Origin of the sequence: Oceanimonas doudoroffii, from assembly GCF_002242685.1 — a bacterium.
Taxonomy (GTDB): Bacteria; Pseudomonadota; Gammaproteobacteria; order Enterobacterales; family Aeromonadaceae; genus Oceanimonas; species Oceanimonas doudoroffii.
Map to the genome: position 1 here is coordinate 42485 of NZ_NBIM01000006.1, position 19135 is coordinate 61619.

The 19135-nt window shown below is 60.1% G+C and carries 21 protein-coding genes; 14 read left to right on the forward strand and 7 right to left on the reverse strand.

Annotation, left to right across the window (positions count from 1 at the left end; all coding sequences use genetic code 11):
- From B6S08_RS14510 to B6S08_RS14525, 4 genes are all read left to right on the forward strand, one after another.
- Entirely contained in the window at positions 1-675 is a 675-nt protein-coding gene (locus tag B6S08_RS14510; RefSeq protein ID WP_094201528.1) for a C39 family peptidase, read from the forward strand.
- Between the two features lie 15 nt (positions 676-690).
- Positions 691-1134, forward strand: a complete 444-nt coding sequence (locus B6S08_RS14515; protein WP_094201529.1) for a hypothetical protein — start codon at positions 691-693, stop codon at positions 1132-1134.
- 218 nt (positions 1135-1352) lie between these two features.
- A complete protein-coding gene (locus B6S08_RS14520) occupies positions 1353-2600 on the forward strand; it encodes a VpsR-related response regulator (protein WP_094201530.1) in 1248 nt (415 codons plus the stop codon).
- 2 nt (positions 2601-2602) lie between these two features.
- Positions 2603-3586, forward strand: a complete 984-nt coding sequence (locus B6S08_RS14525) for a transporter (protein ID WP_094201531.1) — start codon at positions 2603-2605, stop codon at positions 3584-3586.
- A gap of 63 nt (positions 3587-3649) precedes the next feature.
- On the opposite strand, the gene B6S08_RS14530 is transcribed toward B6S08_RS14525, so the two are convergent.
- From B6S08_RS14530 to B6S08_RS14540, 3 genes are all read right to left on the reverse strand, one after another.
- Positions 3650-4717: a c-type cytochrome gene (locus B6S08_RS14530; protein ID WP_094201532.1), complete on the reverse strand. Its 1068-nt coding sequence runs from the start codon at positions 4715-4717 to the stop codon at positions 3650-3652.
- A 1-nt stretch (position 4718) separates the two neighbouring features.
- Entirely contained in the window at positions 4719-5333 is a 615-nt protein-coding gene (locus tag B6S08_RS14535) for a c-type cytochrome (RefSeq protein ID WP_094201533.1), read from the reverse strand.
- A 132-nt stretch (positions 5334-5465) separates the two neighbouring features.
- Complete coding sequence (locus B6S08_RS14540; RefSeq protein ID WP_094201534.1) at positions 5466-5987, reverse strand: M48 family metallopeptidase; 522 nt, start codon at positions 5985-5987, stop codon at positions 5466-5468.
- 153 nt (positions 5988-6140) lie between these two features.
- On the opposite strand from B6S08_RS14540, the gene B6S08_RS14545 reads away from it, so the two are divergent.
- On the forward strand, positions 6141-7589 hold the full coding sequence (locus B6S08_RS14545; protein ID WP_094201634.1) for an aminotransferase-like domain-containing protein: 1449 nt from the start codon (positions 6141-6143) through the stop codon (positions 7587-7589).
- On the opposite strand, the gene B6S08_RS14550 is transcribed toward B6S08_RS14545, so the two are convergent.
- The 4 genes from B6S08_RS14550 to B6S08_RS14565 form a co-directional block, all read right to left on the reverse strand.
- A complete protein-coding gene (locus B6S08_RS14550; RefSeq protein WP_094201535.1) occupies positions 7492-8916 on the reverse strand; it encodes an efflux transporter outer membrane subunit in 1425 nt (474 codons plus the stop codon). The two genes, B6S08_RS14545 and B6S08_RS14550, sit on opposite strands and share 98 nt — an antisense overlap.
- 4 nt (positions 8917-8920) lie before the next feature.
- Positions 8921-10849, reverse strand: a complete 1929-nt coding sequence (locus B6S08_RS14555) for a MacB family efflux pump subunit (protein ID WP_094201536.1) — start codon at positions 10847-10849, stop codon at positions 8921-8923.
- Complete coding sequence (locus tag B6S08_RS14560; RefSeq protein ID WP_094201537.1) at positions 10849-12003, reverse strand: efflux RND transporter periplasmic adaptor subunit; 1155 nt, start codon at positions 12001-12003, stop codon at positions 10849-10851. The genes B6S08_RS14555 and B6S08_RS14560 overlap by 1 nt, the downstream gene beginning before the upstream one ends.
- Positions 12004-12176: 173 nt before the next feature.
- Positions 12177-13013: a putative metalloprotease CJM1_0395 family protein gene (locus tag B6S08_RS14565; RefSeq protein WP_094201538.1), complete on the reverse strand. Its 837-nt coding sequence runs from the start codon at positions 13011-13013 to the stop codon at positions 12177-12179.
- Positions 13014-13184: 171 nt separating this feature from the next.
- Between B6S08_RS14565 and B6S08_RS14570 the strand changes: the two genes are divergently transcribed.
- The 9 genes from B6S08_RS14570 to B6S08_RS14610 are packed head-to-tail and all read left to right on the forward strand — an operon-like array spanning position 13185 to position 19126.
- Positions 13185-13805 carry a PepSY-associated TM helix domain-containing protein gene (locus B6S08_RS14570; protein WP_094201539.1) on the forward strand — a complete coding sequence of 207 codons (621 nt, stop codon included), beginning with the start codon at positions 13185-13187 and terminating at the stop codon, positions 13803-13805.
- Positions 13806-13817: 12 nt separating this feature from the next.
- On the forward strand, positions 13818-14303 hold the full coding sequence (locus B6S08_RS14575; protein WP_094201540.1) for a DUF2271 domain-containing protein: 486 nt from the start codon (positions 13818-13820) through the stop codon (positions 14301-14303).
- Between the two features lies 1 nt (position 14304).
- The gene (locus B6S08_RS14580) at positions 14305-15114 is read left to right on the forward strand and encodes a DUF4198 domain-containing protein (RefSeq protein ID WP_094201541.1); all 810 of its coding nucleotides are present in this window, start codon (positions 14305-14307) and stop codon (positions 15112-15114) included.
- A gap of 10 nt (positions 15115-15124) precedes the next feature.
- On the forward strand, positions 15125-15424 hold the full coding sequence (locus B6S08_RS14585; protein ID WP_094201542.1) for a hypothetical protein: 300 nt from the start codon (positions 15125-15127) through the stop codon (positions 15422-15424).
- Complete coding sequence (locus B6S08_RS14590; protein ID WP_094201543.1) at positions 15411-15887, forward strand: DUF6162 family protein; 477 nt, start codon at positions 15411-15413, stop codon at positions 15885-15887. The genes B6S08_RS14585 and B6S08_RS14590 overlap by 14 nt, the downstream gene beginning before the upstream one ends.
- Before the next feature lie 2 nt (positions 15888-15889).
- On the forward strand, positions 15890-16771 hold the full coding sequence (locus tag B6S08_RS14595) for a metal ABC transporter solute-binding protein, Zn/Mn family (protein WP_094201544.1): 882 nt from the start codon (positions 15890-15892) through the stop codon (positions 16769-16771).
- Complete coding sequence (locus tag B6S08_RS14600; RefSeq protein WP_094201545.1) at positions 16771-17466, forward strand: metal ABC transporter ATP-binding protein; 696 nt, start codon at positions 16771-16773, stop codon at positions 17464-17466. The genes B6S08_RS14595 and B6S08_RS14600 overlap by 1 nt, the downstream gene beginning before the upstream one ends.
- A complete protein-coding gene (locus B6S08_RS14605; protein WP_094201546.1) occupies positions 17466-18344 on the forward strand; it encodes a metal ABC transporter permease in 879 nt (292 codons plus the stop codon). The genes B6S08_RS14600 and B6S08_RS14605 overlap by 1 nt, the downstream gene beginning before the upstream one ends.
- Positions 18341-19126, forward strand: a complete 786-nt coding sequence (locus B6S08_RS14610) for a hypothetical protein (RefSeq protein WP_094201547.1) — start codon at positions 18341-18343, stop codon at positions 19124-19126. The genes B6S08_RS14605 and B6S08_RS14610 overlap by 4 nt, the downstream gene beginning before the upstream one ends.
- Positions 19127-19135: the final 9 nt, after the last annotated feature.

Below are 19135 nucleotides of genomic sequence, written 5' to 3' on the forward strand. Positions count from 1 at the left end.
ATGAAAAAGTTACTATGGATAGTTGCTTTTATTCCGGCTGTGAGTTTGGCAATTAACCTGCCTGGTGCCGGAGGGAGCCGGTTAAGGATTCCGGTGCAATCTTTTTCTGATATAAAATTTGGGGAGGTTGTAAAGCAAAAATATGATTTTAGCTGCGGATCTGCGGCACTTGCATCTCTTCTGAGTCATCACTATAACACCCCGATGACTGAAGAAGTGATTTTTGAAGAAATGTTCAGGTATGGTGATAAGTCCATAATTGAAAAGCAAGGATTTTCCATGCTTGACATGAAAAATTTTTTGACTAGGAGAGGTTTTAAATCAGACGGCTTTAAAGTTGATGTAAATAAGCTCAGAGAGCTTGCCATGCCATCAATTGCACTGGTTAACTATAATGGTTATAACCACTTTGTGGTTGTTAAAGGCGTTCAGGATGGCAAGGTGCTGATCGGAGACCCTTCGCTCGGGCTACACGTTATCAATGTGGATGAGTTTGATAAAGCCAGTAACGGAGTGTTTTTATTTATTAGAGACAATGTTGAGCTGGCCAAGGCGAGCTTTAATCAGCGTGAAGACTGGGAGCACTCGGTGGCTGATGCGCCGACCAGAACTGCACTCATGCAGCGACTTCCACACCTAACTGATTTGATGTTGCCATCTGAGTACGATTATTGATGGAGGTATGCCGTTATGAAATGGGTGGTGGTAGCACTGGCGCTGACTGCTTCCGCAGAGGCTTTTAATAACGAAACGGCTGTATTTAGCAGCATGTCGGCGCTGCAGGAAAGTGTATTGGAGCAGCAGCGAGGAGGCTTTTTTACCGCTGACACACATTATTCCATTGGTCTCAGTATGAAGGTAATGATAAACAATCGGCTTGCTTTTAATAGCAATCTTTATGGACTTTTAAATGGCCAGGCAAACAAGGAGCTGATTGATGTCACTGGTGTGAGTATTACTCCGGTTTTGGATGCAGGGAAAGTAGGCCTTATTCTCAAGAGCTCAGCCAGCAATATAAAAACCAATGCGACTCTTGACGTGAACATTAAATCACCTGTTAACTATCATAGTTATAAAGCACAACGAAATGTAGAGTCCAGAATTAGGGCGGCTACCAGAAGGCTTGGCTATTAACAGGCTTTGGTAGAGTTTATTAAGTGGCAGCCTGGTGAAATGCATAATTTTGCCAGGTTTTCTTTGCTGTGAAAAATAGGTGTCAGATTGAGGGGAGTTATCATTAAAAAGTAAGTTCAATCAATGCCTTATACTTTTTTGGGGGCGATGGGTGACACTGAGTGTGGTTTATGAACTATATTTTTTCAATCATAGGATGATGATTGTGGTGATAGTTCATGATCTTGGAAAGGGAGATTTTGCTGCTTCAGTGCTCCAGTTGCATGGCGAGTGTGAAGTCACTAAGCGATCAGTCTAATTACTGGTCAATCATCAGGTATACCAACCTTGAGTCGGCATCGGCATACCTCGACAGCAGTGATACAACGGTGGCCTTGCTGGATTGTGTAGGAGAAGCGGAGCCCTCATCAGCCCTTAAATGTTTCATGACGAGATACAGCGGTATCTGCTGGGTTGCCTTGTTGTCCAAGGAGCAGCTGTCCCAGAAGGAATGGAGCATATTTGTTGTAACATATTGTTACGATTATCATACCGTGCCTGTACATGATGATCGTTTATTAGTCACTCTTGGCCGTGCCTATGGCATGAATGAATTAAGAAATATGTTGTGCTTACCCTTTCAGAAGGGGGAGGTCATTGGCAAAAGCGATGGTTTTAGAGAGTCCTTGAGCAAGCTGTATGCTTGTGAGAGTAAATGCTTAACTCTGTCAGGTGAGGCCGGCGTCGGCAAACGATTTCTCGCCGGACGCTGGGCGGACTTGCATAATATATCGTTACTCGATTTCTCCAGCCTGAGTTCAAGTTTTTCTAATGCTAAAATCACCCAGCAGCTTTCATTTTTAAAGAACAAGTCAAATAACGTGTGTGTTTTTATTCAGGATGTTGTTGAACTGCCTGAAGAAGTTCAGTCAAGTATATGTTCCTTGTTATCCATGAATGTGGAAGGGTGTCACTTTGTCTTCAGTTGCAGCATGGACTCTGAAGGCCTGAACGGGTGTTCATCAATCACTCCAGAGTTGCTTTCATATCTAAAGCAGGAGTGGATATCAATACCTTCTCTTCGGGCAAGAGGACAGGATAGTGTACTTTTGGCAAGGGTGTTTTTGCAAAGAACAACACGTAAATGGAATAAAAATATTCTAGGATTTTCCGCCGGTGCGGAAAAGACTATTCTTGACTACAGCTGGCCGGGAAATATTTCAGAGTTAAATGATAGGGTGATGGTTGGAGTCTCACGTTGTGAAAGTGACTACCTGGAAGCATCCATGATGGGACTGAGCGATAATTTTGTCACTGAAGTTCATCATGATCTAAGCTTGAAAAAGGCAAGGGAAAAGGCCGAAGCATACGCAATCAAGCGTGTACTGGATATGGTGCCTGGTAGAACCGGGAGAGCAGCCGAGTTGTTGTGTATATCCAAGTCATCGTTACACAGGTTGATAGCAAGATATGGAATAAGGAGATAGTTATGAAAAAAGGGATATTTTTCACTGGCTTGCTATTCTCGCTGGCTATACCTGTCCATGCCCAAGACAAGCAGGTGGTTGATTCCATCGCCAACACCCTTGAAACCCGTGGCTTGTTGACTCCCAAGGGAACGTTTGAAATAGAGCCTGCCGTTAGTTATTCGCAAAACACCTCTAACCGTATTTCCATACTGGGATTTACCCAAGTGCCAGCATTTCTGGTGGGCATTATCGAGCTGGAAGATGCCGATCAGGCAACCTTCACAACAAGCCTGGCGGCCCGCTATGGTCTTACAGAAAGAATTGAACTGGAACTGAGGGTTCCCTGGGTTTATCGATACGACACGTTTCGCAAGCGTGTGGGCAATGGACAGGCTTCAGAGGCACCCAGAACCTTCACTTCGAAAGGGGGAGCATTGGGTGATATTGAAGGTGCTATTCGTTACCAATTTAACCTGGAGTCTGCTCCCTTTTGGATCGGTGGGGTGAGGATTAAATCAGATACAGGCGAGTCACCTTTTGATAATGAACTTGACGAAAATGATATCTTCAGAGACCCGCCCACCGGTTCCGGTACCTGGTCAATTGAACCTAGCATGACACTGATTTATCCAACAGATCCTGCGGTGCTCTTTGGTACTGCAGGTTATAGCTGGAACCTGGGAGATGATGCGGGAAGAGACCTCGATGATGACGGGGAAGCAAACGATAAATTTAACCTGGGCAACAGTTTCTTTCTGGGTATGGGCATGGGTTTTGCGGTCAATAATCGTCTTTCATTCAGCTTGGGGGTGAATCACAGGACCGTATTTAAACCCAGCATTAACGGCCGCAAAGTGGGCGAGGTATTGCAGCTGGACAGTCTGTCCACCGGTTTCTCCCTGGCTCTGACCGAGAAATCTTCACTCAATTTGAATCTGCAGGCGGGCCTGACCGAGGACGCACCGGATGTGGAAGTGTCCTTCAGTCTGCCGATCACCTTCTGATGACGTCCATTCGACACATTAAAAAGGCCGCATTTGCGGCCTTTTATTACTCCGAGCCTGTTATTACGGTTTGTTCGGATGGTTCGGGTGACTGGCGGTGCCCAGCACGCTGCCGTTGACTTCCTTGCCGTACTGGCTGAATCCACCGTGATATTTCTTGACGGTCTCTTCCAGTGAACCGTGGTTACGTGGATCCTGCGGACGCTCGTGGGAGTCGAGGAACATGGCCACATCCCAGGCCTGCTGATCGGTCAGCTTGCCCGGCTGTCCCAGGGGCATGTTCTGCTTGATGAAGTAGGCGGCGGTGTTTACCCGTTGCATGCCCGCGCCCCAGTTGTAGGTGTCCGGCCCCCACAGTGGCGGGAACACGTAGCGGTCATTAACCTGCCGGCCTTCCCCGCTGGCCCCGTGACACACGGCGCATTCCTGTTCATAGACCTGCTTGCCGCGGGCAAAAGCGGGAGGCAGTTCCGGCTCGGCCAGCTTGGGGTAGCCTCGGCCCGGGGTCTTGGGTTCGGTGCTGCCGCCTGCATCCAGATAGGCCTGCATAAAGGGGAAGTCGTCGCGCTTGCCGCCCTTGAGTAACTCTTCGTCGCTGGGAATAGCCATTTCGGCCGGATCAAACTGCTCCCCGGTCAGGGTGCCCTGGGCCAGCCAGTAGGCGTAGGCGGAGAGATCCACCAGCACAGGATTCATATGCTCGGGCGGCGTACCGTTCATGGAATAAAGGAAGCAACCCTGAATGCGTTCCTCATAGCTGTTGATGCGGTCGTTCTTCTTGCGATAGGCTGGATAACTCATATAGGCGGCCCACAGCGGCGCGGCGTTTTCCTTTTTGCCACCATCCATATGGCAATTAACGCAGTTCAGGCCGTTGCCCACAAACTCCGGTGACATGGACTGGGAGTTAACAAAGTAGTTGTAACCCCGAACCACCTTTTCACCAAACTCACCGTCGGGCAGTTTGTCCCAGCCCGGAGGGGAAGGGTATGTCCCGGCGGCCTTCCCCACCGGCAGTTCTTCCTGAATGGCCAGTTTCTCAAGGTGCGCGGCCTGAGCGGTGTCCTGGGCATGGGCCAGGCCGGTAACGGCCAGAGACAGGCCAAGCGTCATGGCGGAAATTCTGAACATGTTACTGGCCTCCCAGGCTGGCGAAGTAGCTGGCGACGGCGGAAATGTCTTCCGCACTCAGACGTTTGGCGATGGGCGCCATCAAGCCGTGAGTATCGGGGGCTCGGCTACCGCTTTGCCAGGCCTTGAGCTGCCCCTCAATGTAATCGGCGTGCTGGCCGGCCAGGCGGGGAAAGGCCTCGCCCGCGCCCACGCCTTCCGGGCCATGACAGGAGACGCAACTGGGAATGTCTCGCTGCCAGTCCCCCTGGTAGGCCAGCCTTTCGCCGGTGGCCATGTTCTGGGGGGCAGGTTTTTCGCCCCTGAAGGCCGGACGCTCTGGCAGGCTCACCGGCAGGCTGGCAAACCACTGGCTCACCGCTTCAACACCGGCATCGTCCAGCATCATGGCCATGGGCTTCATGATGGCGTTGTCGCGCGCGCCGCTCTGAAAATGGCGCAGTTGTTCGGCCAGATAGGGCACCGGCATGCCGGCAATGGATGGGGCCAGGTTGGCCATGCCCAGGCCGCTGGCTTGGTGGCAGCTGATGCACACGGCCGCCTGTGGTGGCATTTCCGCCAGCGCCGGGGCGGCGGTAGCGCTCAGCAAGGCTCCCAGTAGTATGGTTTTGGTCATTTGTTATTATCCTCGTCTGGAGGTCGTGTTACTGGGAGCTCATTTTAGAACTCGACGCCAGAGCCAGATATACGTATTTCCCACATAAAAAGCAGGTGTTTTATTGTTTTTTAAAGAAAAAACAACAAGGTCTCATCCATTCGAGTCGTTCGCCTCATGCCCCTGGCTCTGATCCCGCCAGAGCAGCCACAAACGAGTATCCAATTCCAGCTGGTGATAATCAGGTTCCATGTGGAAACACAGCTGATAGAAGGCCTTGTTGTGCTCCTTCTCGCGAAAATGGGCCAGTTCATGCACCACTATCATGCGCAGGAATTCCGGTGGCCCTTCGCGAAACAGGGCTGCCACCGTGATGCTGTTGCGGGTTTTCAGCTTGCTGCCTTGCAGGTGGGCCTGGTAGGTGTGTAGCCCCAGTGCCTGTTTCACCACATTGAGCTTGCTGTCGTAGCGCACCTGGCTGAGCGGCGCCGCTTTTTTCAGGTAGCGACTTTTCAGCCCGCTCACATAATCGTACAGGGCTTTGTCGTTCTGCACCGCGTGCGGCTTGGGGTATTTGCGCTGCAGGTAGAGGCCGAGACGGCCACTGGCCAACAGCTCTGCGGCCTGCTGTTGCAGGGACGCCGGATAACCGGCCAGATAATTCGGAACGATCAAGGCAATCTCCGTACCAAATAACCATCATTATATGACGAAGCCGCCCGTGCGCGCAGCGGGAACGCGCTTGCCATCGCGGAGCATCCTCGCTTTACTGGCAGACAATCAAGACACTTGTTGCAGTATTGACTCCATTGTATGGGGAATATGATCATGACCATTTCTGCCGCCGACTGGGCCTTTGACAAGGCCGGCAGCCTTCCCTTTGTCGAGCAACTGGTGCGCCATGCCACCCAGGCGGTGGGTGATGGGCGCTGGCAACCGGGAGAGCGGCTGCCCTCCATTCGGCAACTGGCGGAGGCGCTGGGGGTCAGTCGCTTTACCGTCACCGACGCCTACGAGCGGCTAGCCGCCGCCGGCCTGGTGGTCAGCCGCCGTGGCAGCGGCGTTTATGTTGCCCGCAGCACCCAGGCTCGCCGGCTGGTGCGGGAGGTGGATGCCTCGGCCAGTGCCATGGCCCAGGAGGTGGCACTGCTGCGGCGAGTGATGGATACCGAAACGTTTCCTTTCAAACCCGGCAGCGGTTGCCTGCCCGCCGACTGGCTGGGGGACGCCGATCTGCGTTCGGCCCTGCGTGAACTGGCGCGCCAGCCGGCCCCGCTCACCGAATATGGCTCCGTCCAGGGACATCCGGCGCTGCGCCGGCAATTGGGATTCAGGCTGGAGCGGTATGGCATTCAGTCCGATCCGGCCCAGATCCTGATGACCGGTAGTGCTTCTCACGGCCTGGACATGGTGATGCGCGCTCTGGTCCGGCCCGGAGACCGGGTGCTGGTGGACGATCCGGGATTTTACAACTTTCAGGCCCTGATTCGATTGCACGGCGCCGTACCGGTGGCCGTGCCCAGAGACGCCGAAGGGCCGGTGCCGGCGGCCCTGCGCCTGGCATTGGAGCAGCACGGGCCCGTGCTCTATCTCACCAACTCGGTGCTGAGCAATCCCACCGGCGCCGGCGTCAGCCGCCAACGGGCGCTGCGCGTACTCAGCCTGCTGAGTGAGCGCCAGTGCTGGCTGCTGGAGGATGATATTTACGCCGACTTTGACGTTCGGCACAGCCTGCGTTTCGCCAGCCTGGCCGGGTTTGAGCGACTTATCTACACCGGTAGCCTGTCCAAAACCCTGTCGGCGGATCTGCGGGTGGGGTTTCTGGTGAGCAACCCGGCGCTGATCGCCGAACTGACCGACATCAAGCTGATCACCGGCATGTCCACCTCCATGGCCACCGAAGATCTGATGTACCGGTTGCTCACCGGTGGCCGCTACCGCCGCCATGTGGAGCAGCTGTGTCGGCGACTGGATGAAGTGCGTGAGCCCGTGCTGGCCCGTTTTGAATCACTGGGGTTCGGAGTGGAACACCGGCCGGTGGGCGGCTTTTTCTGCTGGCTGAAACTGCCTGGCGAGATCAGCGCCGCCGATCTCAGCCGGCGGGCGGCGGAAGAGGGCATTCTGCTGGCTCCGGGGCGTTACTTCAGCCATCAGGCCGAGGCCGACAGTTATATGCGTATCAACCCGGCGCACTGCCCGGATTCATTGTGGCCTCAACTGGAGCGCCTGCTGGCACAATGTCAGCAGGCACCTCCCAGCCACCGCCCAACGCCTTGAACAGGTTAACGGCGGCGTCGAGCCGATTCTGGCGCAGGCTGGCCAGCTGCTCTTCGGCACTGAACAGGGTACGTTGGGCATCCAGCAGGGTCAGCAGCTCGTCGGCGCCTTCCCGGTAACGGACTTCGCTCAGGCGCAGGGTCTCCCGGGCTTCGGTCACAATGCGCAGTTGGCGGGCTTCCTGTGCCTGATAGAGGGCGCCGTTACCCAGGGCGTCTTCCACCTCCTTGAGGGCGGTCAGCACCGCCTGACGGTAGGTCTCGGCCAGCTCGCGCCGGCGGGACTCGCTCAGCCTTATCTCGGCCCGGCGCTGGCCGCCGTCAAACAACACCTGGCTGAGTGACGTGCCCAGGCTCAGGGTATGGCTGGGATCCGCCAGCGATAGCAGGGCCGCACTGGCCAGACCGCCGCTGCCGGCAAGCTGCACCGAGGGTAACAGGGCGGCACGGGCCGCACTCAGATCGGCATTTGCCGCCAGCAGGCCGGCCTCGGCGCTGGCCAGATCGGGGCGGCGCAGCAATAGTTCCGATGGCAGTCCGGGGCCGGCCGCAGGCACCGACAGTGCCATCAGCTCACCCGCCGCCGGCGCGAAGGCCTGGGGTGTCTCACCCAGCAAAATGGCCAGGGCGGACTGAGCCTGGCGGGCCTGCTCCCGCAGCGGCAGCAGGCTGGCCTCCTGAGTCAGCACGGCGGTGCGCTGGCGGTGCACTTCGCTCAGGGCGGCGGCACCGTTACGGTATTTGGCGTCCACTATGCTCAGGTTGTTCTGCGCGATGGCCAGGTTGCGCTCGTTGATGCGCAGCCGCTCTTCGTTGGCCAGCTGCTGAAACCAGGTGTTGGCCACGGCGCCGATAAGCGTCAGCCGAGCGCTTTCAAAGTCGTAACGGCTGGCGGCCAGGTTGGCACCGGCGGCCAGCCGGACCGCCCTGTTTTTACCCCACAGATCCAGCTCGTAGTTCAGGTTCAGGCCCAGGTTGCTGCGTTCACTCGGGGAGCCTGGCTGTGACCAGTCGCGATTGCTGTTGCCGCTGGCGTTCAGGGTCGGGAACAGGGAGGCGCCGCTGGCGGCCAGTCCGGCTTCGGCCTGGCTAATGCGTTCGGCGGCAATGCGCAAATCAGGCGCATTGGTCAGTGCCCGCTCTACCAGCTGGTTCAGGGTTGGAGAGCCAAAGCCTTGCCACCATTGTCGATCCGGCGCCGTGGTGGCCTTACTCGGGCTCAGCCAGTGATCGGCCAGCGTCGGCGTGGGCAGTATCGGATCGTCATGCAGGGCGCAGCCACTCAGGGTCAGCAGTGCCAGCAGGGTTAGGGGGCGAAAAACGGTCATGGTGTTACTCCGAAGCCAGGGCCACAACGGGGTTCATGCGGGCGGCCTTGCGTGCCGGCAGCCAGCCAAAGATCAGGCCGGTAATAAAGGCACAGCCAAAGGCGAGCAGCACCGGTGCCGGTGAGAAATGCACCGGAATGTCAAAGCGGCTCACCAGGGCGGCGGCACTCAAGCCCAGTACCACGCCAATGGCACCACCCAGGGCCGACACCACCAGTGCCTCGGTCAGAAACTGCTGCTGTATATGGCGGCCGCGGGCACCGGTAGCAATGCGAATTCCGATTTCGCGGGTGCGCTCGGTCACGCTCACCAGCATGATGTTCATTACTCCTATCCCCCCCACCAACAGCGAAATGGCGGCAATGGAGCCCAGCAGCCAGGTAAAGGTTTGAGTGGTGGCCGACACCGTATCGATAAGGGAAGACATGTTGCGAATCTGAAAGTCTTCCACCCCATGGCGGGCCAGCAGCAGCCGGTGAATGTCGGCCTCGGTGTCATTGATGGTCGCCACCTCCTGTACCGACACGGTTATGTTGCGCAGGAACTGCTGGCCGAACAGCCGCAACCCGCCGGTGGTATAGGGCACAAACACCACATCGTCCTGATCCTGGCCCCAGGGCGAGGCCCCCCGAGTTTCCATGACGCCAATCACCTGAAACAGAATGTTGTTGACCATCACGTATTGTCCCAGGGGATCCTGCCCCGGAAACAGCGCATCCACCACCGACTGCCCCAGCACCGCGACGGTGGCGTAGTTGCGTTCATCCTCGGCGGTAAAGAAGGTGCCGGCGCTCGGACTCCACTGCCGGGCCAGCGTAAAGTCGGCGGAGGTGGCGTTGATCTCCGGGCTGTGATCCCGATTGCCCACTCTCAGGGTGGCGCTGCCTCCCAGCTCGGGCACCGCCGCCGTAACGTTATCGAGTCCCTTTATCGCCTCCATGTCGGCGGGCACCAGGGTGGAGGTGGCGTGCCGTCCCCACTGGTTGGGCGCGCCGGGGCGCACCACCAGCAGGTTGCTGCCCATGGCGCTGATGCTCTGCACCACCTGTTGCTGGGAGCCGTTGCCAATGGCCAGCATGGTGATCACCGAGGCCACGCCAATCACGATGCCGAGCAGGGTGAGGGCGGCGCGAAACAGGTTGCTTTGCAGGGAGCGAAAGGCGGTGCGCACCGCTTCCTGCAGTTCGTTGGCCAGCGAGCCGCCGGTCTGATGCCGGCTTCTTGCCGGCATCACCGGGCGCTCCGTCGCCGGCTCAGAATCTGCCACTATACGACCGTCACTGATTTCAATGCGCCGATCGGCCTGGGCCGCCACGCCGGCATCGTGGGTGATCAGGATCACGGTATGGCCCTGGCGGGCCAGATCGGTCAGCAGCGCCATCACTTCGGCGCCGCTTTTGCTGTCGAGGGCGCCGGTGGGCTCGTCGGCCAGAATGATGTCGCCACCGTTCATCAGCGCCCGGGCAATGGATACCCGTTGCTGCTGGCCGCCGGAAAGTTGCCCCGGGCGATTGTCGAGTCGATGCTCCAGCCCCAGCCTGGCCAGCAGACCGGCGGCCTGCTGCCGCCGCGCCGCCCGCGGCAGACCGGAATAAATGGCCGGCACTTCCACGTTTTCCCGCGCGCTCAGCCCGCCCAGCAGGTGATAACTCTGAAACACAAAGCCAAAGGTCTCCCGGCGCAGGGCGGCCAGTTCGTCGGGGTCAAGGCTGGCCACATCGTGGCCCAGCAGCCGGTATTCACCGTCGTCGGGCTGGTCCAGGCAGCCGAGAATGTGCATCAGGGTCGACTTGCCCGAGCCGGAGCTGCCCATGATGGCGACGAATTCGCCGGCGTAAATATCCAGGTCAATGCCGTGCAGCACGCGAGTGGTCAGCTCGCCGCTGCCATATTCCCGCACTATGCCGCGCAAGGAGATCAGTGGCGTGCTCATCAGAAACGCATCCTCATTCGGGGGCGGCGTTCACTCTGATCGCCGGTGCCGGCGGCCAGGTTCAGCACCACGCGCTCACCCGGCTCAAGGCCACTGATGATTTCGGCTTGAATGCGGTCGCTGACCCCCAGCTGCACCGTGCGCGGCTCAGTTTGGCCATCGGCATTCAGCACCTTGACCCGGGCCCGATCGACCTGTTCCGGTGAAGCAAAGCGCAACGCCGACACCGGCACCAGCACCACATCGTGCGCCTCGGCCTGCACAAAAAACACCTGAGTGGTCATTTGTGTCATCAGCCGCCCTTCCGGGTTGTCGATATCAAACAGGGCGTTGTAGAGCACCACGTTGTTTTCCACTACCGGGGTCGGCTCAACCTTGCGCAGCCGGCTGTGCCAGCGTCGGCGAGCATCCCCCAGGGTGGTGAAGTACACCTTCATGTCCGGGGTCAGCCGGTTGACGTCGGCTTCCGACACTCGCGCCTGCACCGTCATGGTGGCCAGGTTGGCGATACGCATCAGGGTGGGGGCCTGCTGGTTGGTGTTCAGGGTTTGTCCCTGGCGGGAGTCGATGCTTACCACTGTGCCGTCCATGGGGGCATAGATACGGGCATAGTCCAGGTTGGCTTCGTCGGCGCGCAGGCTGGACTCGGTCTGGCTGATCTGGGCCTTGAGCGCCTCCACCTGGGCTTGTGCCGAGTGCAGCCCGGCCTCGGCACTTTGCACCGCTTCCCGTGATGTGGCGTTTTCCGCCATCAGCCGTTGCTGGCGCTGGTGCTGAATGCGGGCCAGGGTCAGCTGGGCCTGGCGGTCCTTGAGCTGGGCCTGCTGGTTGCGTAGCTGAGCCCGGCTGGCATCTACCTGGGCCAGATACACCGTGGGGTCGATTTCCGCCAGCAGATCGCCGGCTTTGACCTGGTCGCCCACTTCCACATGGATCACCTCGAGCTGGCCCGATACCTGGGCCCCCACGTCCACATGGTCGCTGGGTTGCAGAATGCCGGTGGCGGTGACCAGGCTACTGAGGTCACCCCGCTGCACCTCGGCCGTAACCGGCGCCGAAGGGGTCTGGTCGCCAAACCATTGCGCATAACCCAGCGTGCCCGCCAAGGCGAGCACCAGCAACGCCACTACCCAAATCGAGAAGGATTTTTTCATCTTGTTCGCAGTTGCAATACGCCCCGGTGATGCTCAGCCGGACGGCAAGTGAATAAGGGCGGCCATTGAAACCGCTAAATGTCACCAAAGTTTGTCAGCGGGTTACAAATGCGACGTGAGCGCGGCCGCCGGGAGTATGGCCGACGGTCGCGAAGTCAGGAGGGAAGGGGGAATCAGGCCAGGCCGATCAGGGCTCGGGCCTGTTGTTCGGCGGCGCGGCCGTAGACACCGGCGATGACGTCATTACGCTGCTGCATGGGGCTGGCAGTGTTCAAAGCCAATGGCGTCTCGGCGGTTTCCGTTGTGCCGGCGTCGCGCGGTTCGTCGCCGGTGGCGCGGTTATCGGTGCCGCCGCGTTGTTGCTCTCTCAGCTCGCTGCGGGCCTCGGCAATCAGTTGTTCGGCCTGGGCCGCGGCGCTGCGATCGGCCTGGGACGGCTCCGCCGGCGCCAGGGCGGCGGCCTTGATTTGCCGCATTTTTTCAATGGTGGCTTCCGGGTCGCCGGGCACCGGTGACATGTCCACCTGAACGGAACCTTCCACCGCATAGCGTTTGCCGTCGGGGCCGGTTTCGTACTCGTAGCTGGGTGAGCCCGCATGCTGGCCGCCCACGGCGGCATGCTGCTGTTCATGGGTGCGCACTTCCTGATCCCGCAGCTTGAGATCGTTCAGCTCCAGCACCTCCTCCTCGGACATGGGTTCGCCGGACGGCTTAGTGGGGCGGGAAGTGTCCTCGACGGACTGCCGTTCGTTGTCGGCGTCGGCGCTTTCTGCGTTGTCGACGTTTTCGTCCTCGGCCGGTGCCGCCTCATTACCGGTTTTTCGGCCTTGAGCGTCATACAGGGCCACTTCGTCATTGCCGCGCTCCCGGCGCGGATCGCGGCCGGCAAAGGCATCGGCCTGCTCGGCAGGAGGCACCCGTTCGCGCTGTTCATTGTCCTGGCGTGGCTGGCTGCCAACGGTGGGGGCGGGGGCAAACAGGGCGTCGTTGAGCCGGTTGTCGATGTTCATGGCGCCTCATCCAATGACTCAAATGAATTGTTTGATTATTCACCATTACGGCCAAACAGGAAAGCGAGCGGCAGAAATTCATCGCCGCCTGAAAATGCAAGTGATGTTGACAATGATTCTCAATGGTGGAATATTCGGCCGGTTTTCGTTGACCGGAGCCTTCCTTTTCTCATGTTCGGCCCTGCTTCCCGTGCCAGCCAGCTCCCTCGCTGGGTGCGCCCGGTTCACACCTACAGCTCAATGCTTATGTTGTTGATTATGCTGTTTTTTACCGCCACCGGACTGACCCTCAACAATCGTCAGTGGCTGCCCGAGTCCGTGCCCGAGCAGGAAACCGAGCTGGTCCTGCCCGAGTCGTTCGCCACCACGGCGCTGTGGCAACAGGATCCCTTGCTGGCGGCGGGCCAGGTGTGGCAATGGCTCAAGGCCGAGCAGCAACTGGCCGGCGGTGAGGTGCGTTTCGACTGGACCGCCGACGAAGGTGTGCTCTTTATCGACGTCAAGCGCCCTGGTGGTTACAGCCTGGCGGAAGTGATTCCGGAAGAGGGCACCGTGCTGGTCACCCAGCGCGGTTTCGGCTGGATGGCGGTGCTTAACGATCTGCACATGGGCCGCTACGCCGGCCCGGCGTGGAGCTGGTTTATCGATGTATCCGCCGCCGTCATGCTGCTGTTCACCCTGACCGGCTTCTGGCTGGTGCTGCCCATGCGGCGCAAGCGCGGTCGCCTGCTGGCGGCCACCGGCCTGGGCTGTGTGCTGATGGCCGGCCTGTATCTGCTGATCCTTTACTGAGTGGAGATTGTCATGAAAAAGCCCCTGCTGGCCCTGATGCTGTGTGCCGCCCCGGCCATGGCACAACCGGTGAACATCGAGATCTCCCTGCCCGAAGGCAGCGGCGGCGGCCACTACCGGCCCTATGTGGCCGTCTGGGTGGAAAACGACCGGCAGCAACCGGTCAAAACCCTGGCGGTGTGGCGCAAGGAAAGCGACTGGCTCAAAGACATGCGCCGCTGGTGGCGCAAGGCCGGTCGCTACGATCAGGGCGAACTGGATGCGGTCACCTCCGCCACCCGCAAGCCGGGGCAATACCGGCTGAGCTGGGATGGCACCGATCAGGCCGGTGAACCGGTGGCCCCGGGCAAGTACCGCCTCAACGTGGAAGCGGCCCGGGAACACGGCAACCGCAGCCTGGTGCGCCAGGTTATCGAACTCGGCGGCGAGCCCGCCCGGTATCATCTCAAGCCCACGGAAGAGCTGGGCGACGTCATTATCAGCACAGGAGCACAATAACGTGAAAAAAATAAAGGCCTCTATCGCCGCCCTGGCCCTGCTGGCCGGCAGCGTCAGCGCCCACCCGCTGTGGATGCTGCCCAGCGAATTCAGCCTGTCTGTTGAAGAAGCGAAATGGATCACCGTGGACGCCACCGCTTCCCACGGTGTGTTCAGCTTTGACAAGCCGGTTGGCCTTGATTACGTCACCGTCTACAACCCGGCCAACGAGCCCGGCCGTATCGGCTCTTACTTCAAGGGCCAGCGCCGCAGCGTGTTTGATCTGGAGCTGACCGACAGCGGCACCTACAAGGTGGAGCTGCGCACCCCCGAGCGTTACATCACCAACTATGTGATTGGCAAGCGCAACACCCAGCGCCGTATTTTCGGCAACAAGCAGGAAGTGCAGGAGCAACTGCCCGAGGCCGCCCGCGAGGTGACCACCTATGCGGTGCAGAGCATCAGCGCCTTTTATGTGACCAAGCAGGCCCCGTCCCGTGAGGTGCTGGCCGCCACCGGCAAGGGCTTTGAGCTCGACGCCCTGACCCACCCCAGCGACATTGTCGTGGGCGAAGAGGCCGGGTTCCGTTTCACCTTCAATGGCGAGCCGGTCAAGGATCTCAAGGTGGAAGTGGTGCCTTACGGCACCAACTACCGGGATGACCGCCGCCAGACCGAACTGATGACCGACGCCAACGGCGAGGTGCATTTCACCCCCGAACAGGGTGGCCCGCACCTGTTGAGTACCGGCCTGCGTCAGCCCGTCGACAGCCCGCTGGCGGATCAGGCCGGGGTGAATTACCTGCTTACCTTTGAAGCCATGCCCGAATAAGGAGACCACCATGTTGCGAGCCCTGCTGCTGTGTGCGGGGCTGGGGCTGGCCGCCCCGGCCTCGGCCCACTATCCGGTGATGGACTGCAGCCGAAACGGCGACAGCGTGGACTGTCGCGTCGGTTACAGCGACGGCACCCTGGCCAAAGGCGCCGAGGTGGTGATGTTCAGCTACGATGACGACGAAATCGCCCGGGCCGAGGCCGATGCCCGCTCCGAGGTGCACTTCCCCTGGAGTGAGCAGGAGTTCTACATTCAGTTCGACGCCGGCCACGAGCAGCCGGCGGAATTTGATTATGTCGAGCTCTGAACTGAGCGTGGAGAGTCTGGAGCGGGTGCCGCCCAATGACGGCCGGCGCGAAACCCTCTGGGTCATGCTCACCCTGGCGCTGGTGCTGCTGGCTGGCGCCGCCGGCATTACTTGGCGCCAGCAGGTCACCCTCACCGCCGCTCCGCACACCGCCCTTAGCACTCCGGGCAGCCGGTTGCTCACCGAGCTGGCCATCGCTGCCGAGGAGATTCGCTTTATGACTCCGGAGGGCGAGGCCTGGCCCACAGTGACGCGGCTGGCCGAACTGGGCGTGCCCCCCTTTGACCGCCCTGAGCTTGTCTGGCAGCAGCCGGAAGCGGCCTGCTACAGCACCACAGAGCCGACCACGGGTGCGGCCTTTACGCTCTGGCTGGCGCCGGAAGGCGGCCTGTTTTACCACCCCGGTGGTGAGGCGCTGCACCACTGCCGGGATCTGGCCCACTGGACCAAAATGGATAAATAACAATGAAAACATGGCTATTGCTCTGCGCCGGCCTGCTGCTTGCCTTTAATGCCTCGGCCAAACACCTGGTGGTGGGCATTACCCTGCACCCCTACTACAGCTATGTCAGCAAGGTGCTGGGCGACAAGGGCGAAGTACTGCCGCTGATTCAAAGCGGCTTCAACCCCCACAGCTACGAGCTGCAACCCTCGGATCTCAAGCGCCTTGGTCGCATGGATGCCCTGGTGCTCAACGGCATCGGCCATGACGAATTCGCCATGCACGCCCTGCAGGGGCTGGCGCTGCCGAACCTGACGCTGATCCAGGCCAACCAGGATCTGCCCCTGCTCGGCGGCGGCAACGGCGACAACAACTACAACCCGCACACCTTTGTGTCCATCGACGCCGCCATTCGCCAGCTGTATACCATTGCCCGGGAGCTGGGCCGGCTCGATCCCGATAACGCCGACGCCTTTCAGGCCAACGCCCTGGCTTACGGCCGCGAGCTGCGCGCCATGAAAAACCGCTACCGGCGCGAGCTGCTGGAGCTGGACTTGTCCGGCATCCGCATCGCCAGCACCCACAACGCCTATGGCTACCTGCTGCAGGAATTCGGCATCGGCATCGACACCGTGATCGAGCCGGCCCACGGCGTGGAGCCCAGCGCCAGCCAGCTGCAGAAAACCATCGACCGCATTCGCGAGGCCGACATTCACCTGCTGTTTACCGAGCTCGACATGGAAAATCGTTATGTCGACACCATCGAACAGGCCACCGGCATTCGCATTTATCATTTCTCCCATATGACCCACGGCGACTATGACCCCGAGCTGGTTGGCCGGGAAATGGAACACAACCTGCAAACCCTGGTGCAGGCGCTGCGTTTTGCCGCCGAGGAGGCCTGATGGGACCGGGCATTACCCTTGAGCGACTGGCACTGTCCCTTAATCGGGTGCAAATTCTGGCGCCGGTGTCCGGCCACATGGCGGCGGGCCGACTGCACGCCATTATCGGCCCCAACGGCGCCGGCAAGTCGTCGTTGATGAAGTGCCTGCTGGGGCTGCAACCCCATCAGGGCGAGATCATTCGGCACTGGCCCGGGCGCCCAGGTCGGTTGGCCTATGTGCCCCAGCTGGCCCGTTTTGAGCCTTCGCTGCCCATTACCATCGAAGAGTTCATGCTCACCACCCTGAGCCGGCGGCCACTGTTTGGTCGCTCTCGCCGCCGCTGCCGGGCGCGCATCGAGGCGCTGCTGACCCGGGTGGGGCTGGAGCACAAGCTGCATCTGCGCCTGGGCCAGCTGTCCGGCGGTGAGCGCCAGCGGTTGCTGTTTGCCCAGGGGCTGGAGCGTGACAGCCGGCTCTGGTTTCTGGACGAGCCCATGACCGGCCTCGACAGCGAAGCCGAAGGCCTGATCAACCGAGAAATACAGGCCCTTAAAGCGGCCGGCGCCACCCTGCTGGTGATCCACCACGACATGGACTGGGTGCGCCGCTTTGCCGATGAGGTGTGGCTGATTGACGGCGGCCTGCGTGCCCACGGCAGCCCTTTGCAAGTGCTTCCTCAATACGCTCAACCCGGACTGGAGGACTGCGCCTGATGGAAACCCTACGACAGGGGGTGCTGGCCCTTTATCAGGGCGGCGTGCTGCCCGACATGTTTCAGTATGCCTTTCTCACCAATGCCCTGGTGGCGGCCCTGGTGATGGGTCCGCTGCTGGGGGCGCTGGGTCCCCTGGTGGTGGTCAAGCGACTGGCGTTTTTCTCCGAGGCGGTGGGCCACGGTGCCCTTACCGGGGTGGCGCTCGGCATTCTGCTGGGCGAGCCGGCCACCCAGCCGCTGGTGGCACTGTTCAGCTTCTGCCTGATGTTCGCCCTGCTGCTGCACTGGGTAAAAAGCCGCACTCAGGTGCCCTACGACGCCCTGGTGGGGGTGTTTCTGTCGTTTGCCATCGCCCTGGGGGCGGCGCTGCTGCTTTATGTGGCCAAGAAGGTGAACGTGCACATTCTGGAAAACGTGTTGTTCGGCTCCATTCTCACGGTCAAGGACACCGACATTCTGGTGCTGGCGGTGATTGCTGCGCTGGCCCTGTGGCTGATCTGGCGGGGCGCCAACCGGGCACTGCTGGCCAGCCTGTCGCCGGAGCTGGCACAGACCCGGGGCATCAATGTGCGGCTGTATGACTACCTGTTCGTGCTGCTGATCGCCCTGGTGACGGTGGCCTCGGTCAAGGTGGTGGGGGCCATTCTGGTGGGCGCCCTGCTGCTGATCCCCGCCACCACGGCGCGGCTGATCAGCCGCAACGGCCGCCAGTTTTTCTGGCTGTCGGTGCTGTTTTCCACCCTCAGCTGCCTGCTGGGCATAGTGGTGCCCATGGCCGGTGCCCTGCCCATTCCCTCGGGAGCGGCCATTGTTCTGTTTGCCGCCGTCGGCTTTGTGCTGGCACTGGTGCTGCGTCGCTGGAGAAACATCGAATGATCAAAAAAATCTGTCTGTTGCTGCTGTTGTGTCTGGGGTTTGGCGCCCAGGCCGCCGAACCCCGCCCGGTGCTGGCAAGCGCCGTGCCCGTACTCCATGCCCTGGGGCTGTCGCTGATGCAGGACACCGGTGTCGAGGTGGTTTATCTGCCGCCCCGGCGCCTGCCGGTGAACCGTATTCCCGGCTGGCTGGGCAAAGCCGATGCCGCCACATTGCCCGACGCCGCGGCGCTGCTGACCATAGAATCGGTATGGCCGGCGTTATCGACCTATCCGCTGTTGCGCCAGCGCAATATCGCGGTGATTCCGGTGGACGTGGCGCAAGAGCTGGCGCCGAGTGGTGCTCGAGTGACCCTGCGGCCGAACCTCTCCGAGCCCGATTATTTCTGGCTCGACAGCAACAACCTGCTGCTGATGAGCAATGTGGCGGCGCGGGATCTGGCCCGCATCTGGCCCGGGCAGGCCGAGCAAATCGAGGCCAACCGCCGGGCGCTGCAACGGCATATTCAGCGCCAGGCACTGGCCATGGATGAGCTGTTGTTCAACGCCAATATCGGCGCCTTGGCCACCGAGGACGACCGGCTGGTGCCGCTGGTGATGGGACTGGCGTTGCCACAGGTAAGTGGCGACCGGGCCGATCTGCGCCTGGATGCCGGCAAGGGCGGTAGCAAGCCGGGCCAGTGGCGGCTTGAGCCCCTGGCCCGGCCCGGCAAGGAGGATCTGGCCGCCTGGCTGAGCGGGCTCACCGCCAGCCTGGAGCAGGCCCTGACCGTCTCCCCCTGACCTCGATTG

Bases quoted from the DNA above. Each gene is read 5' to 3' on its own strand.
- B6S08_RS14595 (WP_094201544.1), top strand. From the start codon at position 15,890: ATGAAAACATGGCTATTGCTCTGCGCCGGCCTGCTGCTTGCCTTTAAT.
- B6S08_RS14520 (WP_094201530.1), top strand. From the start codon at position 1,353: ATGATCTTGGAAAGGGAGATTTTGCTGCTTCAGTGCTCCAGTTGCATG.
- B6S08_RS14560 (WP_094201537.1), bottom strand. From the start codon at position 12,003: ATGAAAAAATCCTTCTCGATTTGGGTAGTGGCGTTGCTGGTGCTCGCC.
- B6S08_RS14550 (WP_094201535.1), bottom strand. From the start codon at position 8,916: ATGACCGTTTTTCGCCCCCTAACCCTGCTGGCACTGCTGACCCTGAGT.
- B6S08_RS14565 (WP_094201538.1), bottom strand. From the start codon at position 13,013: ATGAACATCGACAACCGGCTCAACGACGCCCTGTTTGCCCCCGCCCCC.
- B6S08_RS14605 (WP_094201546.1), top strand. From the start codon at position 17,466: ATGGAAACCCTACGACAGGGGGTGCTGGCCCTTTATCAGGGCGGCGTG.
- B6S08_RS14575 (WP_094201540.1), top strand. From the start codon at position 13,818: ATGAAAAAGCCCCTGCTGGCCCTGATGCTGTGTGCCGCCCCGGCCATG.
- B6S08_RS14525 (WP_094201531.1), top strand. From the start codon at position 2,603: ATGAAAAAAGGGATATTTTTCACTGGCTTGCTATTCTCGCTGGCTATA.
- B6S08_RS14585 (WP_094201542.1), top strand. From the start codon at position 15,125: ATGTTGCGAGCCCTGCTGCTGTGTGCGGGGCTGGGGCTGGCCGCCCCG.
- B6S08_RS14530 (WP_094201532.1), bottom strand. From the start codon at position 4,717: ATGTTCAGAATTTCCGCCATGACGCTTGGCCTGTCTCTGGCCGTTACC.
- B6S08_RS14545 (WP_094201634.1), top strand. From the start codon at position 6,141: ATGACCATTTCTGCCGCCGACTGGGCCTTTGACAAGGCCGGCAGCCTT.
- B6S08_RS14555 (WP_094201536.1), bottom strand. From the start codon at position 10,849: ATGAGCACGCCACTGATCTCCTTGCGCGGCATAGTGCGGGAATATGGC.
- B6S08_RS14535 (WP_094201533.1), bottom strand. From the start codon at position 5,333: ATGACCAAAACCATACTACTGGGAGCCTTGCTGAGCGCTACCGCCGCC.
- B6S08_RS14600 (WP_094201545.1), top strand. From the start codon at position 16,771: ATGGGACCGGGCATTACCCTTGAGCGACTGGCACTGTCCCTTAATCGG.
- B6S08_RS14610 (WP_094201547.1), top strand. From the start codon at position 18,341: ATGATCAAAAAAATCTGTCTGTTGCTGCTGTTGTGTCTGGGGTTTGGC.
- B6S08_RS14515 (WP_094201529.1), top strand. From the start codon at position 691: ATGAAATGGGTGGTGGTAGCACTGGCGCTGACTGCTTCCGCAGAGGCT.
- B6S08_RS14590 (WP_094201543.1), top strand. From the start codon at position 15,411: ATGTCGAGCTCTGAACTGAGCGTGGAGAGTCTGGAGCGGGTGCCGCCC.
- B6S08_RS14510 (WP_094201528.1), top strand. From the start codon at position 1: ATGAAAAAGTTACTATGGATAGTTGCTTTTATTCCGGCTGTGAGTTTG.
- B6S08_RS14570 (WP_094201539.1), top strand. From the start codon at position 13,185: ATGTTCGGCCCTGCTTCCCGTGCCAGCCAGCTCCCTCGCTGGGTGCGC.